This is a genomic window from Halegenticoccus soli (genome assembly GCF_002844195.1).
GTDB classification, from domain to species: domain Archaea; phylum Halobacteriota; class Halobacteria; order Halobacteriales; family Haloferacaceae; genus Halegenticoccus; species Halegenticoccus soli.
Map to the genome: position 1 here is coordinate 47,909 of NZ_PEND01000002.1, position 15,507 is coordinate 63,415.

The 15,507-nt window shown below is 71.5% G+C and carries 18 protein-coding genes and 1 pseudogene; 4 read left to right on the forward strand and 15 right to left on the reverse strand.

Annotation, left to right across the window (positions count from 1 at the left end):
* Positions 1–16: 16 nt before the first annotated feature.
* From CNO20_RS05080 to hemB, 10 genes are all read right to left on the reverse strand, one after another.
* Positions 17–1,195, reverse strand: a complete 1,179-nt coding sequence (locus tag CNO20_RS05080; protein ID WP_101295721.1) for an MFS transporter — start codon at positions 1,193–1,195, stop codon at positions 17–19.
* Positions 1,192–1,944 carry a uroporphyrinogen-III synthase gene (locus tag CNO20_RS05085; protein WP_101295075.1) on the reverse strand — a complete coding sequence of 251 codons (753 nt, stop codon included), beginning with the start codon at positions 1,942–1,944 and terminating at the stop codon, positions 1,192–1,194. The genes CNO20_RS05080 and CNO20_RS05085 overlap by 4 nt, the downstream gene beginning before the upstream one ends.
* Complete coding sequence (cobA, locus tag CNO20_RS05090) at positions 1,941–2,759, reverse strand: uroporphyrinogen-III C-methyltransferase (protein WP_101295722.1); 819 nt, start codon at positions 2,757–2,759, stop codon at positions 1,941–1,943. Before cobA ends, CNO20_RS05085 begins: the two co-directional genes overlap by 4 nt.
* 5 nt (positions 2,760–2,764) lie before the next feature.
* On the reverse strand, positions 2,765–3,886 hold the full coding sequence (gene hemC, locus CNO20_RS05095) for a hydroxymethylbilane synthase (protein ID WP_101295076.1): 1,122 nt from the start codon (positions 3,884–3,886) through the stop codon (positions 2,765–2,767).
* 112 nt (positions 3,887–3,998) lie between these two features.
* Complete coding sequence (locus tag CNO20_RS05100; protein ID WP_101295077.1) at positions 3,999–4,658, reverse strand: hypothetical protein; 660 nt, start codon at positions 4,656–4,658, stop codon at positions 3,999–4,001.
* Between the two features lie 75 nt (positions 4,659–4,733).
* The gene (gene hemL, locus CNO20_RS05105) at positions 4,734–6,071 is read right to left on the reverse strand and encodes a glutamate-1-semialdehyde 2,1-aminomutase (protein WP_101295078.1); all 1,338 of its coding nucleotides are present in this window, start codon (positions 6,069–6,071) and stop codon (positions 4,734–4,736) included.
* Between the two features lie 138 nt (positions 6,072–6,209).
* Positions 6,210–6,974: a CPBP family intramembrane glutamic endopeptidase gene (locus CNO20_RS05110; RefSeq protein WP_101295079.1), complete on the reverse strand. Its 765-nt coding sequence runs from the start codon at positions 6,972–6,974 to the stop codon at positions 6,210–6,212.
* An 88-nt stretch (positions 6,975–7,062) separates the two neighbouring features.
* Entirely contained in the window at positions 7,063–7,434 is a 372-nt protein-coding gene (locus CNO20_RS23215) for a nitrogen regulatory protein GlnK1 (protein WP_199174739.1), read from the reverse strand.
* A complete protein-coding gene (locus tag CNO20_RS05115; protein ID WP_199174740.1) occupies positions 7,427–8,890 on the reverse strand; it encodes an ammonium transporter in 1,464 nt (487 codons plus the stop codon). Before CNO20_RS05115 ends, CNO20_RS23215 begins: the two co-directional genes overlap by 8 nt.
* A 372-nt stretch (positions 8,891–9,262) precedes the next feature.
* Positions 9,263–10,243 carry a porphobilinogen synthase gene (gene hemB, locus CNO20_RS05120; RefSeq protein ID WP_101295080.1) on the reverse strand — a complete coding sequence of 327 codons (981 nt, stop codon included), beginning with the start codon at positions 10,241–10,243 and terminating at the stop codon, positions 9,263–9,265.
* 130 nt (positions 10,244–10,373) lie between these two features.
* Here hemB and CNO20_RS05125 point away from each other — a divergent pair, with 130 nt between their 5' ends.
* Entirely contained in the window at positions 10,374–10,910 is a 537-nt protein-coding gene (locus CNO20_RS05125; protein WP_101295081.1) for a DedA family protein, read from the forward strand.
* Positions 10,911–11,003: 93 nt separating this feature from the next.
* On the opposite strand, the gene CNO20_RS23220 is transcribed toward CNO20_RS05125, so the two are convergent.
* Together CNO20_RS23220 and CNO20_RS05130 are read right to left on the reverse strand one after the other, a co-directional pair.
* Entirely contained in the window at positions 11,004–11,168 is a 165-nt protein-coding gene (locus CNO20_RS23220; protein WP_199174741.1) for a DUF6757 family protein, read from the reverse strand.
* Between the two features lie 72 nt (positions 11,169–11,240).
* Positions 11,241–12,032 carry a PHP domain-containing protein gene (locus tag CNO20_RS05130; RefSeq protein ID WP_101295082.1) on the reverse strand — a complete coding sequence of 264 codons (792 nt, stop codon included), beginning with the start codon at positions 12,030–12,032 and terminating at the stop codon, positions 11,241–11,243.
* Positions 12,033–12,275: 243 nt separating this feature from the next.
* Here CNO20_RS05130 and CNO20_RS05140 point away from each other — a divergent pair, with 243 nt between their 5' ends.
* Positions 12,276–12,560, forward strand: a complete 285-nt coding sequence (locus CNO20_RS05140) for a DUF5789 family protein (protein WP_101295083.1) — start codon at positions 12,276–12,278, stop codon at positions 12,558–12,560.
* A 40-nt stretch (positions 12,561–12,600) separates the two neighbouring features.
* On the opposite strand, the gene CNO20_RS05145 is transcribed toward CNO20_RS05140, so the two are convergent.
* The gene (locus tag CNO20_RS05145) at positions 12,601–13,650 is read right to left on the reverse strand and encodes a DUF5784 family protein (RefSeq protein WP_101295084.1); all 1,050 of its coding nucleotides are present in this window, start codon (positions 13,648–13,650) and stop codon (positions 12,601–12,603) included.
* A gap of 127 nt (positions 13,651–13,777) precedes the next feature.
* Here CNO20_RS05145 and CNO20_RS05150 point away from each other — a divergent pair, with 127 nt between their 5' ends.
* Entirely contained in the window at positions 13,778–13,960 is a 183-nt protein-coding gene (locus tag CNO20_RS05150; protein ID WP_101295085.1) for a DUF5786 family protein, read from the forward strand.
* On the opposite strand, the pseudogene CNO20_RS24485 reads toward CNO20_RS05150, so the two are convergent.
* Positions 13,957–14,118: pseudogene (locus CNO20_RS24485) on the reverse strand (DUF7530 family protein); the annotation flags it as partial. The gene CNO20_RS05150 and the pseudogene CNO20_RS24485 overlap by 4 nt on opposite strands.
* 150 nt (positions 14,119–14,268) lie before the next feature.
* Positions 14,269–15,138 carry a YkgJ family cysteine cluster protein gene (locus tag CNO20_RS05155; RefSeq protein ID WP_101295086.1) on the reverse strand — a complete coding sequence of 290 codons (870 nt, stop codon included), beginning with the start codon at positions 15,136–15,138 and terminating at the stop codon, positions 14,269–14,271.
* A gap of 121 nt (positions 15,139–15,259) precedes the next feature.
* Here CNO20_RS05155 and CNO20_RS05160 point away from each other — a divergent pair, with 121 nt between their 5' ends.
* Complete coding sequence (locus CNO20_RS05160) at positions 15,260–15,466, forward strand: DUF7561 family protein (RefSeq protein ID WP_101295087.1); 207 nt, start codon at positions 15,260–15,262, stop codon at positions 15,464–15,466.
* Positions 15,467–15,507 lie beyond the last annotated feature (41 nt).

The following is a 15,507-nucleotide window of genomic DNA, read 5'->3' on the forward strand; positions in this document are numbered from 1 at the left end:
GACGGGGCCGCGGCGCTTATACTCGCCGCCGGACGCCGAGGAGCAGTCCGATCGAGGCGAGCGCCGCCGCCGCGAGGAGGCCCCAGCTTGCGCGGTAGCCGAGGTGGTCCGCGATCCAGCCGAACGCCGGCGGCGCGAGGAGCGCTCCGGCGTTCAGCGCGGTCTGCCCGCCGGCGGTCGCCGCGCCGAGGTCGTCGGCGTCGACCAGCGCGCTCAGGCAGGAGTAGTACACCCCCGTGAGGCCGAGGATCGTCGCGCCGAGCGCCAGGAACAGCGCGACCGCGACGGGTGCCGGCGGCGTCGACAGGGCGAGCGCGGCGTAGAGCGCGGCGGCGAGCGCCGTCTGCCCGACGAGAACCGCGAGGGGGGCGCGCGCGGCCGATCCCGGGAGCGAGAGCCGATCGGCGAGCGAGCCGGCGACGACGCGCCCGGCGCTGCCCGTCACCTGCGCGCCGGCGAGCGCGATCCCCGCGAGTCCGACCGTCGTTCCGACCGCCTCCGTCAGGTAGAGGACGACGTACCCGACGGTGGTGAAGAGCGCGGCCCCGAGGAACAGCCCGGCGCTCACGAGGCCGAGGTACGCGCGGTTGGCCCGAAGCCCGCCGAGATCCGGGCGTTCGAGCCGCCCCGTCCCCCCGGTTCCGGCGTACGCGAGCGCGAAGGCTCCCGTGCCGACGAGCGCGACGGCGGCGATCAGCAGGAATCCGGCCCGCCAGGCGGCGACGGCCGCGATTCCCGTGACCACGACGCTCGCGGCGGCGCTGCCGAGCGTGACGCCCACCTGCTTGATCCCCATCGCGAGGTTCCGCCGCGCGTCCGCCACGGCGCCGACGATCGCCCGGTTCGTGGCCGGCATCGATCCGGCGTACGCCGCGCCGAGGGCGAACGCCGCGAGCAGGAGCACCGGGTACGACGGCGCGGCGACGACGCCCGCCGTGGCGGCTCCGAGCGCGACCAGCCCGCCGACCATCACCGGCTTCTCGCCGAATCCGTCGACGGCCGCGCCGCTCGGGAAGAGGTTGAGCGTGTACCCGAGCGTGAGCACCGTCATGAGGACGCCGACGAGCGCCCGCGAGAGGCCGAACGCCTCGCGGATGAACGGCGTCGCCGCGAAGACGCTGTAATAACAGAGGCTCGCCGCGGTCTGCCAGCCGGCGACGATCCCGATCGGGCGCCAGGTTCCGCTCACGCTCAGCCGCGGTACGTCGGCGCGGCCGCCTCGACGACCGCGCGGGCGAGCTCCTCGATGTCGGCGCGATCGGGAACCACGTCGACCTCGATCCCGCGCTCCTCGGCCGTCCGACGCGTCGGCTCGCCGATCGCGCCGACGACGGCCGCGTTCAGCCCCCGGAGCGCGTCGTCGCGGACGCCGCGGGCCTCGGCCGCCGCGAGGAAGTTCTCGACGGTCAGCGAGGAGGTGAAGATCGCGGCCTCCAGCTCCCCGGCGGCCGCCCGCTCGGCGGAGTCGCCCGCGCCCTCGGGGCGAACGAGCCGGTAGAGGACGGTCTCGCGCACCTCCGCGCCCGCCTCGCGCAGCCCGTCGAGGAGCACGTCGCTCCCGTGGTCGCTCCGGGCGACCTCGACCCGCTTCCCGCCGACCTCGCCGTCGAGCGCGGCGACGAGCCCCGACGAGGAGAACTCCTCTGGGACGCGGTCGACCCGGTAGCCGGCGTCGCGGAGCGCCTCGGCGGTGGCCTCGCCGATGGCGCAGACGACCGTCCCGTCGCCGGGCGCCCACCCCGCCTCCGCAGCCAGTTCGACGCCGGTCTTGCTCGTGAAGATCACGTAGTCGGCGCCGTCGGTTCGCGGCGTCTCGCCCGTCGGCTCGACCGCCAGCATCGGGTCCGGGACGGGCGTCGCGCCGAGCGAGTCGAGCAGTTCGACCGCCTTGCGGAGCCGCTCGTCGTCCGGGCGGAAGACGGCCGCGCGAACCTCCCGGCTCACGGCTCGCCCCCCGCGTTCTCGAGGAACTCGAGGACGCGTTCGCGCGTCGCCGCCACCTCGCCGACGACGGTGAGCGCGGGCGGTTCGATCCCCGCGTCGTCGCGCACCTCGACGATCGTTTCGAGTGTCCCCGTCGCCACGCGCATGTCGGGCCACGTCGCCCGTTCGATCAGGGCAACCGGCGTGTCCGGGGCCTTCCCGGCGTCGAGCAGCGCCCGCGCGTACTCGGGGAGCTTCCCGACGCCCATGAGGACGACGATGGTGCCGCCGGCGTCCGCGAGCGCCTGCCAGTCCACGGCGGACTCGTCCTTCGTCGGATCCTCGTGGCCGGTGACGAACGACACCGAGGAGGCGTGATCGCGGTGCGTAAGCGGGATGCCGGCGACGCCCGGCCCCCCGACCGCGGAGGTGATCCCGGGGACGATCCCGAAGGGGATCCCCTCGCGGGCGAGGTGCTCCATCTCCTCGCCGCCGCGGCCGAAGACGAACGGGTCGCCCCCCTTCAGGCGGACGACGGTCGCGCCCTCCCGGGCGAGTTCGACCATCCGGCGGTTCGTGTACTCCTGCGGCGTCCACTCGCCGCCGGCGCGCTTGCCCACGTCCTCCCGCTTCTCCTCGGGGATGGTGCCCAGGATCTCGGGGCCAGGAAGCCTGTCGTGGAGGACCACGTCCGCCTCCTCCAGGAGGCGTCTCGCCTTCACGGTCATCAGTTCGGGGTCGCCGGGGCCGCTCCCGACGAGGTAGACCGTGCCGGTCGGCGTCTCGCCCTCGTCGCTCGAAACCGCGTCCTCGTCGGTCGAACGCTCGTCGCTCATCTCGGTCACTCCCCCCGCTTCCCCTCGTCTTCCGCCTCCGCATCGCGCTTCGCCCGCTCGATGAGGTCGGCCGCGCCCCGGTCCCGCAGATCCTCGGCGAGATCGGCCGCCGCGCGACCGTGGGTTTCCACCGGGAGGTCGCGCGAGGCGTCGATGACCTCCTCGCCGTCCCGGCTGAGCACCTGCACCCGCGTCCGCACGTAGGCCCCCTGGAGCACCGCGCTGATGCCGATCGGGGCGACGCACCCGCCGCCGAGCTCCGCGAGCACCGTCCGCTCGACGGTCGTCTCGACGCGCGTCCGCGGGTGGTCTATCGTCCGGTGGATCGCCTCCGCGGCCTCGCCGTTGGTTCCCGTCACCGCGATCGCGCCCTGCCCCGCCGCCGGCACGAAGGATTTCATCGGCAGTCGCTCGAACGCGACGCGGCGGTCGAGGCCGCTCCGCCGCAGGCCGGCCTCGGCGAGCACGATCGCGTCGTACTCCGTCTCGACCTCCCGCCCGAGCGCCCGCCGCCGGATCTCCGAGAGGTCGTCGAACCACTCCTCCGGCCGGCGATCGTACTCCGGCTCGTAGTCGTCCTCGCCGACGTGCCCCTTCCGGTCCTTGTCGGCCTCGACCCGCGCCTCGTGTTCGCGCTGCAGCGACGGCGCGAGGAGCTTCTCCACCCGGGTGTCGACGTTCCCGCGCAGCGGGACGACTTCGAGATCCGGCCGGGCGTTGAGCAGCTGCGCCCTGCGCCGGAGCGAGGAGGTACCGACGGTCGCCCCCGACGGGAGGGCGTCGAGGTCGTCGCCGTCGGGCGTGACGAGCGCGTCGCCCGCGGGCGCGCGCTCCGGGACGCCCGCGACGAACAGCTCCGACGGCATCTCCGTCGGCACGTCCTTCATCGAGTGGACCGCGGCGTCGACCTCGCCTGCGAGCACCTTCTCGTCGAGCGCCCGGACGAACGCCCCCGTCCGCCCGAGGCGGTGGATCAGTTCGTCCCGGAGCTGGTCGCCGCGCGTCTCGACTTCGACCAGCTCCACGTCGCGCCGACGGCCGGAGAGGGCGTCCGCGACGCTCGACGCCTGACGCAGCGCGAGGTCCGAGCCTCGCGTCGCGAGCCGCAGGGTCCCGTGAGTGCTCATGAACGTGGAGTGGGCGGCGGTCGGTGAAAAGCCCTTCAGTTCCGGGATTCGGCGGCGTTCGTCGTCCGGTGCGGTCGCACCGCCAGCGCGTTCGGCGCGGCGACCCCCGGCCTCACGGCGTCCCGACGTGCTTGTGCCGGAGGTACAGGTAGTAGACCGCGAGCGGCACGCTCACGACGAAGTTCGTCACGATGACCGCCGCGAGGGCGACGAGCCCGTACAGCGCCGGATCCGGGTCCCACTCCAGTCGCGCCCGCGAGACGGCCCTCGCGTCGACGTAGATCGCGATCGGGAACAGCACCGCGATGACGACGCCGGCCAGGCCGAGCAGGAGCGCGGCGAACGCGACCGCGAAGAACGACCCGATGCTGGCGAGGCCGCCCAGCCCCGCGAGGTCGAGCGCGAAGCCGAGGCCGAAGAGCGCGAACGCGCCGACCGCGGCGAGGAACGTCACGACGAAGTACGCCGGGACGGCGGCGATCCAGTACCACCACCGCGAGTCGACGGTCGCGTCCGGCAGGTACCGGTCGAGCCCGCCGGACTCCCGCTCGCGCTCGCGCGGGTCGGCGCGTCCGGTCCCCTCGTCCGGCGTCGCGCGGGCGCGTTCGGTCGACTCGACCGAGTCGGTCGAGTCGATCGAGTCCGCCGATTCGGCGGCCCGCGTCGCTCGATCGGGTCGGTAATCGGACTGATCGGAACGATGACCGGACCGCTCCGATCGGTCGGTCCGCTCGTCTTCGCGGTCCCAGTCGTCCGGCGGAGGGCTGCTCATACTCGATGCTACGCCGCCGAAGGCAGATAAACACGGAGGTTCGACACGTCGAACCGGCGACCGGTCGGCCGAACCCTACAACGCCTCCTTGTACGCCTCGAGCGTCTCCTCCACGTCCTCGTCGGTGTGGGCGTAGCAGACGAACTGCGATTCGAACTGGTTCGCGGTGAGGAACACGCCGCGCTCTTTCATCCGGTGCCAGAAGACGCGCTCCCAGCGCTCCGTTTCGGCGTTTTTCACGTCGGCCCCCGTCTTCGGGCAGTAGTCGTACCGCGGGCAGTCGGAACGCTGCCGGCACCCCGCCTCGCACTGTCCGGTCAGGTCCGGCGGCGCCTCGCGCGTGAAGATCGTCTTGAACATCGAGTCGGTCCCGACGACCGTGTACTCCGGCGCCTGGTCCTCGCAGATCTCGGTGATCCCCCGCCGAAGCTTCTCGCCGAGGCGGTTCACGTGTCCGTACACGTCGTTCTCGGCGGCGTACTTCAGGTACTCGTGGCCCGCCGCCATCGTCACCGGGTGCCCGGAGAACGTGCCGGACTGGAACACGTCGCCCGCGGGCGTGAAGTGCTCCACGATCTCGGCTTTCCCGCCGACCGCGCCGACCGGGAAGCCCCCGCCGATGATCTTCCCGAACGTCGTGAGGTCGGGCGTGACGCCGAACTTCCCCTGGGCGCACTGGAGGCCGCCGACGCGGAAGCCGGTGATCACCTCGTCGAAGATCAACAGCGCGCCGTGCTCCTCGGTGAGTTCGCGGAGCGCCTCGTGGTAGCCGTCGACCGGCATCACGATGCCCGTGTTCCCCAGGATCGGTTCGACGAGGACGGCCGCGATCTCGTCGCCGCGCGCCTCGAACACCTCGACGATGGCCTCCTCGTCGTTGAAGGGAACGGGGATGGTGTGCTCGGCGAAGCTCCCGGGGATCCCCGCGGTGCTCGGCCGGGGGTCGTCGGGGCCGCCTTCCACGAGCGTCGACTCCTGCGCGCCGTGGTAGCCGCCCCGCATGACGACGATCTTGTCCCGCCCGGTGTAGCCTCGGGCGAGGCGGACGGCCGAGACGGTGGCCTCGGTGCCGGAGTTAACGAAGCGGATCATCTCGACGCTCGGGACGTGCCGGGCGACGAACTCCGCGTGCTCGACCTCGATCTCCGTCGGCGCGCCGTACATCGGCCCGTCGCTGGCGTACTTCTGGACGGCCGCCCGGACCGGTTCGGGCATGTCGTGGCCGTACAGCAGGGGGCCGTACCCCATCACGTAGTCCACGTACCGGTTGCCGTCCGCGTCGATCACGTGGCCGCCGTCGCCGCGCTCGACGAAGAACGGGTACGGGCGGGTCGCCCGGACGGACGAGTTCACGCCGCCGGGCAGCACCGACAGCGCCCGATCGTAGAGGTCCCGGGAGCGCTCGTGGTTCACGCCCGGACACCTCCGAGCGCGAGCGGGCGGATCCCGGTCCGCGAACCGGACGAATCGACCGACCTGTATCGTCTCGACGTGTTCATGCTCCGCCGTTCGAATGCGGGGAGGAAAGTAGTTACTGACGCGTCGCGTCGGCTACTCCGACGTCTCGGGCCGTCGCGAGCCGTTCGCTCCGAACGGCTCGCGCAGGCTCTCGAACGGATTACCCAGGCTCCCGAACGGATCGCCCGGAGCACTTTCGTCCGCGCGCTCCAGGAGCAGCAGCCCGAGCGCGTCGTTCAGCGCGTGGACGCAGATCAGCGCGGGCAGGTTCCGCAGGCGGAGGTACAGCAGGGTCGTCACGAGGGCCGGGACCGAGACGCGGAGCACCTCGTCTCGGCTCCGCCCGCTCGCGTGCGCGGCGGTGAAGGCGGCGAACGACGCGCCGCCGGCGAGCGCCGGGCTCCCCGTGACGGCGACGAGGCGCTCCACCGCGTAGCCCCTGAAGGCGAGTTCCTCGGTCACGCCCGCGGTCGCCACGACGAACAGCCGTCTGCCGGTCGAAAGTTCCGAGAACGGCGAGAGCCCCTCGTCCGTTCGGCCGACGCCGAGCCGATCGAACGCCGGCGACGCGACGGCGCTCGCGGACACGAGGAGCGCGGTTCCCCCGCACACGGCCGCGACGAAGGCCGACGGGGACAGGGAGCGCCCGCTGAGCGACGAGAGCGGGAGCCGCTCGACGAACAGGGTGTAGGCGACGACGCCGCCCGCCACGGCCCACTTCAGCAGATCACCTTCCAGCAGGTCCCGCGACGCGGGCAGATCGGTCGGCCGGAGCCGGTCGTGAAGCCGGCCGGCGATCGGCATGCCGCCGAGCGCGAGCGCGAGCGCGAGCCCGCCGAGGGTGACGAGCGGTTTCATGCGCCGTCGTTTCGGCTCGCGGCGGATAACTGCGGCGCGGCGTGGCAGCCGGCGAGAATCGGAGGACTTCGAAAGGGAGGCGCGCCGATCAGACCGCGTCTCGCCCGCGCTTGCCCGTCCGGACCTGCACGGCGTCGGCCACGTCGAGGACGAAGATCTTCCCGTCGCCGGGCTCGCCGGTGTTGGCCGCCTCGCGGATCGCGTCGACGACGTCGTCGGCCGGGATGTCGGCGACGACGCACTCGACCTTCACCTTCTGGTGGAGGTCGACCGTGTACTCCTCGCCGCGCCACTGGCCCTTCTTCGCCGGCTGGCTGCCCCGGCCGGAGACGTTCGTGACCGTGAGAGAGGGCGCGCCGACCTCGGCGAGCCCCCGCTTCACGTCGCCCAGCTTGTCCGGGCGGACGATCGCCACGATCATCTTGATGCCGCCGTCGTTCGGGAGGTCGGACTCACTCATCGTTCGCACCCCCGTCGCCCTCGGACTTGTACGCACCGTCGACTCTGTTGGACGGGTCCCCGGCTCCGCCGTGCGCGCCGTTGACTCGGTCGTACGCGCCGCTTATTCCGTCGTACCCGCCGCCGGCTCCGGCGACGCCGCCGTCCGGGCGGATCGGCGCGCCGGCGCCGTCGGCCACCGCGTCCGGCTTGCCGAACTCGGGGTAGGTGTCGACGCCGTGCTCCGCGGAGTCGAGCCCCTCGCGCTCGTGGTCGGGCGTGACGCGCGCCTCGCCGAGCGCCCTGATCGCGCCGAACACGGCGGCGGTCGCGGCGAACGTCCAGAGCGCGATCACGGCGACGCCGACGACCTGCGAGACGAACTGGCTCGCGGTGAACCCGTCGACGGCGAACACCGGAAACAGCACCGCCCCGAGGACGCCCGCCGAGCCGTGGACCGGGAAGACCGCGCACACGTCGTCGATCCGCAGGCGCTTCTCGACGAACTCGAACACGAGCGGGAGCTGCCCGCCGGCGAGCAGGCCGATGACGAGCGCGCCGGGCCAGACGATCGCGTCGGTGTTGCTCGTGATGCCGACGAGGCCGGCGAGCAGGCCGTTTGCGACGTACAGCGTGTCGACCTTGCCGGTCTTGTACAGCGCGACGGCGGCCGCGCCGATGGCTCCCGCGGCCATCCCGAGCGTCGTCGTCAGCGCGACCCGACCGACGTAGCTGAAGTCGCCGAGGACGGCTTCGCCCCCTTCGAGGGTGAGCGGCGCGGCGGCCGTGCCGACGTTGAACCCGTACCAGCCGAACGCCAGCACGAGCGTCCCGAGGACGGCGAACGTCAGCGAGTGGCCGGGGATGACGTTCACCGTGCCGTCGGCGTTGAAGCGGTCCATCCGCGGACCGAGCATCCACGCGGCGGTGAGGCCGGCGATGCCGCCCATCCCGTGGACGATCATCCCGCCCGCGAAGTCGTGAAAGCCCAGCCCGTCGAGGAAACCGCCGTCCCAGGTGAGGCCGGTGACGACCGGGTAGATGACCGCCGCGAGCAGCACCGTGTAGGTGACGTACGCCCGGAGCTTCGCGCGGCCGGCGACGGCCCCGGAGACGATGGTCGCTGCGGTCATCGCGAACACCGCGCCGAACAGCCAGTACACCCAGTCGACCGACGAGCCGGGCGCGTAGACCCCCTCGAACGCGCCGACGACGGAGTACGATCCGCCGCCGGTCGCGCCGCCGACGACGGCCGAGACGGCCGCGCCGACGAGGAAGAAGGTGATCACGCCGACGCTCCACGTCAGCAGGTTCTTCGTCAGCTGGTTCGCGACGTTCTTCGCGCGCACCTGGCCCGCTTCGAGCATGGCGAACCCGGCGTGCATGAAGAAGATGAGGAACGTGACGGTGAGCACCCAGACCATGTTGACGCTCTCGACGACGGCCGAGAGGTCGGTCTGCAACAGCGCCCCGGTCATTCTCCCCTCCTGATATCGAGCGGTTCGGAGTCACTTCTTGGACAAACGTTTACGGTTCCGCCGAGTTTGGTCGAATCTTTGTCGGTGATCACGGTGAAAGGTCACGGAACGTCTCTATATAAGGGTTGGCGTTAACAAACGTCTATTTTAACACGGAATAGTAGATGTACGTCCGGTTTAAAATCGAATAAGGGTTATATAAGGTCGTTTATCGGAGGATCGGTGGACAAATGTTGCCGCGGAATTTGACGCCCGTAGTGTCGGACGAACTACCGGTTCGTCGAAACGGCGTCGATCGGGGGACGGTTCGCGTCTCGCGCGGCGGGGACGAGCGCCCGTTCGCGGTCGCGAGCGGTCGGAGAGCGCCCCGTCCTACAGCCTCGGTGCGACGTCCTCGGCGAAGTACGTCAGGATCAGATCCGCGCCCGCCCGCTTCACGCACAGGAGCGATTCGAGCGCCGTCTCTTCGAGGTCGAGCCACCCCCTCTCCGCGGCGGCGTGGAGCATCGCGTACTCCCCGCTGACGTTGTACGCGGCGACCGGGCGGTCGAACTCCCGTCGCACGTCGCGGACGACGTCGAGGTACGGCAGAGCCGGCTTCACCATCAGCACGTCCGCGCCCTGCTCGACGTCGAGGCGGACCTCGCGCATCGCCTCGCGGGCGTTCGCGGGGTCCATCTGGTAGTGTCGCCGGTCGCCGAAGGCCGGCGCGCCGTCGGCGGCGTCCCGGAACGGGCCGTAGAAGGCGCTCTCGAACTTCGCGGCGTAGCTCATGATCGGCACGCTCTCGAACCCCGCGCCGTCGAGCCCCTCGCGGATCGCGCCGACCATCCCGTCGGTCATGCTGCTCGGCGCGACCATGTGCGCGCCCGCCTCGGCGTGGGAGACGGCGATCTCCGACAGCAGTTCGAGCGTCTCGTCGTTCCGCACGGTGAGGCGGGGGTCGCTCTCCGCGCTCTCCTCCAGCAGGCCGCAGTGGCCGTGATCCGTGTACTCGCAGAGGCAGACGTCGGTGATCACGTAGGCGTCCGTCTCCGCGACGATCCGGCGGGTCGCCTCCTGGACGACGCCGTCCTCGGCCCACGCGCGGCTGCCGCGCTCGTCCTTCGAGCGCGGGATGCCGAACAGCATCACCGCCTCGACGCCCGTCTCGCGCACCTCCTCGACGCGGGCGACCGCCTCGTCGATCGGGACGCGCTCGTGGCCCGGCATCGAGTCGATCGGGACGCGCTCGTCCGCCGTCGCGTCGACGAACACCGGCGCGATGAGGTCTGTCGGGGCCAGCCGCGTCTCGCTCACGAGCGGCCGGACGCCGTCGCTTCGCAGGCGTCGAGGGCGGTCTCTGAGCTCCATGGCGGGTGCTTGCCGCCCCCGACGCAAAACCGCATCGCTCGCGGACCGTCCCGCGCGGAGCGTTCTCGCCCGCCGGACCGTCAGCGCGGGGTCAAAAACGATATAGCGGAGAGTGAGGAAGGTAGTCCCGATGGTAACGCCGGTCCTCCAGGTCGAGGAGATGCCCGCCGAGTTTCAGCAGCTCCTCGAATCGGAGTACGCGCTCTTGGTCCTCCTCGGGGTGTTCGTCCTCGAGGGGGCGATGCTGATGTACTTCATGCCGAGCGAACTCATCGTCCCGGGGTCGATCTTCCTCATCGGCGACACCTCCCGCCTGGTCGCTCCGGCGAACCTCGCGATCATCGCCATCGCGGTCGTCGGCGCGACCATCGGCCAGTACGCGCTGTTCAAGGTCGCGCGGCGGGGCGGTCGGGAGTACCTCCTCCAGAAGCGGTGGTTCCGGATCAGCGAGGCGCAGCTCGACCGCTTCGACGGCTGGTTCGAGCGGTGGGGACCGGCCGCCGTACTCCTGAGCAACACGCTGCTCTTCACCCGCGGCATGCTGACCGTCCCCGCGGGGCTCTCGGACCTGAGCGATCGGCGGTTCGTCGCCTACTCGGCGCTGGGGACGCTCTCGTTCGAACTGATCCTCGCCGGGCTGCTCGTCTTCGCCGGTCGGTTGCTCTGAGGCGATTCGCCCGACGGCGTCCGACCGCGCCGCCGTCGAAGGGTCGATCGAAGGGGGTCGAGAGCGAAAAGAGGCGACGAGATCGCTCGCGGTCTACTCGGTTCGGTCGATGTCGAGCTTCTCGCGGAGCGCCGCGAGTTCGTCGGAGTCCGCGAGCTCCTCCAGCCGCTCGCGGAAGTGGACCTCGCAGAGGCCGACCTTGATCCCGTCCTTCTCGGCGGCGTAGGTGGCCTCGCGGTCGCAGTAGTGGCAGTACATACACGGAGTTCGCGCCCGACCGGGTTGAAGGCTACGCTCTCGGCAGCCGAGTGCCGCGCTTTCCCCGGGCGGTCACCCCAGCGCCCGCGCGGCGAACTGGTCGAACGCCTCCCGCGGCGGCCCGGCCAGCCCCAGCTCGGTCCCGTGCGCGTCGCTCCCGCCCGTCGCCAGCAGGTCGCGCTCCGCGATGACGCGGTCGAGGAGCGCCGCGTCCACCTCGCGGTCGTACGGGTAGTACCGTTCGACGGCGTCGAGGTGCGCCGTCAACGCCAGGGCGCGCTCGGGATCGTCGTAGCGGAACGGGTGCGCCAGACTCGTAACCGCACAGGTCTCCGAGAGCAGTTCGACCCCGCGCTCGAACGGCGTGAGCCGGCGCGGGACGTAGCAAGGCCCCCCGTCGCCGATGAGGTGATCGAACGCCCCCTGGTAGTCGTACGGCGCGTCGCTGGCTTCGATCGCCCGGGCCACGTGCGGGCGGCCGATTCCCTCGCGCGCCTCGATCCCGAGGTCGACGCCGAGGGACGACTCGACGCGCGCGACGATCTCCGCCCCGCGCTCGACCCGGTCCCGCTGGAGTCGGTCGAGTTCCGCCGTCAACGCCTCGGTCGGGCGGACGGCGTACCCGAGCAGATCGACCGGCCGTGGATCGGCGTCCACCCGGAGTTCGAGTCCGCGGACGACCGTCACGCCGCCGCGCCGCTCGACCGGGTCGTCGAGGCCGGGGTGATACCGGTCGTGATCCGTGATCGCCACGCACTCGACCCCGGCGGCGCGAGCCGCGGCGGGCACCGCCGCGAGCGTCAGCTCGCCGTCGGAGGCCGTCGTGTGGACGTGCAGATCGGCGACCGGGCGCGCGTCTCCCATGCCTCCGGTTCGGCGCGTCCGTCGCAAATCGCTTGCGGACCGCGTGCGACGGAGCGCGGACGGCAGAGCGCGGACGACGGGATGCGGACGACGGGATGCGGAGGACGGGCCGCGGACGACGGGAGACGCACGGCGGGACGCGGACGGCGAAGCGCGTGCGGATTAATGACCATTAAGGAATCGAATCACTCTAAGGATGTACATGGAAAATCGTTATAATTATCTTCCGGGTAGAATCTGCCGATGCGACTCAACCGCACCGGCGACGCGTTCGACGGTCACGAGTTCCCCGCCACGAGCGAGGAACTCGTCGAGGAGTACGGCGATCAGCTGATCGAACTACAGAACGGCGAGGAGACGTTCCGGGAGGTGCTCGAACGGCTCGGAGCGCAGACGTACGAGGGCCCGGACGACGTTCGGAACGCCCTGCTCACGGGCGTGAGCCACAAGGCGATCGGCCGACGCTTCTACAGCGACCGCGACGCGCCCGCGCTGGGCGAGAACGGTCCCGACCCCGTGTCGTTCTGACCCGGCTCCCGACGCCCTCCTCGTTTTCGCGGCCGGTACGTCAAACCCAGTCCAGCGCTCCGTCCAGATCGAGCGGGAGTGAGCCCTTGCTGTACCCTTCGATCCGCCCGTCGGGCCGCGCTCGAAAGACGAGCGCCGGGCGGTGTCGGACCTCCGGCCGCTCGCCGCGGACCGCGCGCCAGTCGTCGTCGGGGAAGGACGTGCAGTCGACGAACAGCACGACGCCGCCGCCGTGGCGTTCGAGCTGTCCGCTCGTTTTCGTCTCCGCGGTGTCTCTGACGGCGGCGACGGGCGTGCTCGCGCTCCGGCGGTTCGGCGGCAGCGGGCGCGTCACCTCGACCAGCGTCCCGTTCTCGCCGGGTCGCTCGGCCCGGAAGTCGAGCGAGTGCCCCGTCGTCACCTCGATCTCGGGCGTCACCTCGTAGCCCGCGCCGACGAGAAGCTTCGCGGCGTCGAACTCGCCCATCGCGGCGCTCATCCGCACTGGATCGAAGCGCGCGGAGGTGCCGAGTTTGCCGGCCATCTCCTCGCGGTAGGAGTCGAACACGCCCGTCCGGAGGAACTCCTCGTAGAAGTCGAGCGCCTCGTCGCGGGTCGCGTCGGGGAACCCGGCGGCGTGTTCGTCGAAGAACCGGCGGGTCGTGTCCCGGCCGTCCTTCGAGAGGAAGACGGGGAGGAAAAACCACGAGAGGTGCGGGTACGGTTCGAGCCACGGCGACTCCTCGTGGAGCTGCGCGAGCAGTTCGCGCTGCGCCCAGCGCGCGACGGGGTAGGGGACCTCTTCGAACCCGTACTTGTTGGTCTTCCACAGCGCGCTCGGCGTCTCGGTGTTGCCGAGCCAGTACCCGCCCGGTCGCCGGTCGCCGCCCGTCCCCGCCGGGCCGTCGTCGGCGTCCGTCGCCCAGCAGAACAGCGCGAGATCGCCGTTGTCCATTTCGAACCGCCGGGCCTCGTAGCCCGGCGGCGGTCTGAACCACGGATCGCGCATCGTCGCGCCGAGATTCGAGTCGAGCGGCTTCAGCAGGTCGCGGCGGAGTCGATCCGGGGTCCACCGGCCGGGCGAGTACCGAAATCGGAGTGGGCGTGCCACACCCTCCGTAGGCGCTTGGTAACTAAAGGTTCGCCCTTCTGTCCGCCGCGATCGGAGTCGTTCTCCGGCATGCTACGTGTATGACCGTTACATATTTATCCGAAAACTTGCTACGCCATGTCGTATCATGTCAATGGGTGCCTACGACGAGAACGAACACGAGCGGCGCGAGCAGAAGACGGCTCAGATCGACATCGAGTCCGACGACCGACGCGGGGACTTCCACGGCACGCTCGAGTTCGACGCCGGCGACTCGGCCGAAGCACTCCTCGACCAGTTCCGCAAGATCAAGGGCGATCACGCCGACTAGCCGGTTCTGAGTGACGCTATCGCCACCGACGAGACGACGGTGACTGCGACGACGTGGCCGCCGACCGCGAGCAGCAGCGCCGGCTCGTCCCGGACGAACGGCACGAGCGCGAGCTGCGCCGCGGCGAAGCCGACGTTCGTCGCGTCGAGCCGCCGGAGCGCCCGCGCCGAGGTCGACGCCGGGAAGCGCGCCGACGATGCTCTCGTACACCCACGCCTCGCCGCACTCCGTCCCCGAGTCGCCCATACCCCGGCGCAGCGCGCCCCCGACCTGAACCGACCCGAACCGACCCGCGTCGGCCCGGCCGGTCACCACCCCGGCGTCGGTGGTGCCCCTCGATCCTCCTCGACAGACGCGGCGAGGCCGGCCGCGTCGGCCGCGTCGCCCCCGCGGTCGCCCGCTCGCTCCTCCCACTCCTCGACGGCTCGACCGACCCACGAGTCGGCGGCCCGCGCCCGCGCCGCCGCCTCGGCCGCGCGCGACTCGTCGACCTCGGTCGCCCCGGGCGTCGATCCGACCGCGACGCCGACGAACTCGGCGCGGTCGGCCGCGGTCAGCCGCCCCTCGGCGGCGCGCCCGACGATCCCTCCGAGTCGCCCGGGCTCGGGGTGGACGAACAGCACCGATCCCACCGCCTGCGGGCCGAACCGGGGGCCGTGGAGGTCGTCCGGAACCGTCCGGTCGAGCAGCCGTTCGCCCCCGTGGGCCGCCTCGACGCGCTCGCACTCGGTTTCCCGGTCGAGCGCGAGGTTCCGTCCCGGGTAGTCGGCGCACGCCTCCGGGTACAGGTCGTCGTCGTGGATGCGACACTGGAGCGTCTCCGGGTCGAGGAAGACGCAGGCGTCGAGCCACCGCCGCCCGAGCCCGAACGGGTCGACGGGCTTCGGCGGCTTCCGCAGGCCGACGGCGAACACCGGTCGTCCGTCGAGCGCGGCCAGGTCGCGACCGTCGATCGTCGCCGCCCCGTCCGCGCCGCCCGCCGCGAACAGTCGCGGGATCAGCGCGTCGCCGTAGCCCGCGTCGAGGAAGTCGCGGACCTCGTCCCGCGTCAGCGGCACGAGGTTGTACGTGTCGTCGAGCGGCCGGCGCGAGCCGCGGCGCTCCCGGTCGAGCGAGTCGGGCCCGATCGGACGCCAGTCGATGCAGCACCCGGCGCACCCCCGGCAGTTCACCTCCATGCGTTGGTGTTCGGTACGGTAGCGCGGCACAATAAGGACGCGGCCTCGCGCCCGCCTCTCCGCCGTCTCGCTCGCGACGACGTCGGTGCCCTCTTCTCTCTCGCCCCCCTGGGTTCGAGCCATGAGCAGCGAACCGTGCGACGGCTGCGGTCGGAGGGTGCGGATCGCCGGCGGCATCGGCGACTTCTGGTCTTTCGCGGAGGGGTCGACCGGTGGCATCGACCTCGAACTCGCAGACGGGAGCCGGCACTTCCTCTGCTTCGACTGCCTCGAACGGCTGCCGGACGACCGGGAGGTCACGGCCGCGGACGTGCGACGGCTGGGGTGACGAGGGGAGGGCCCCCCGCCCGACTCCCGTCGCCGAGTCCG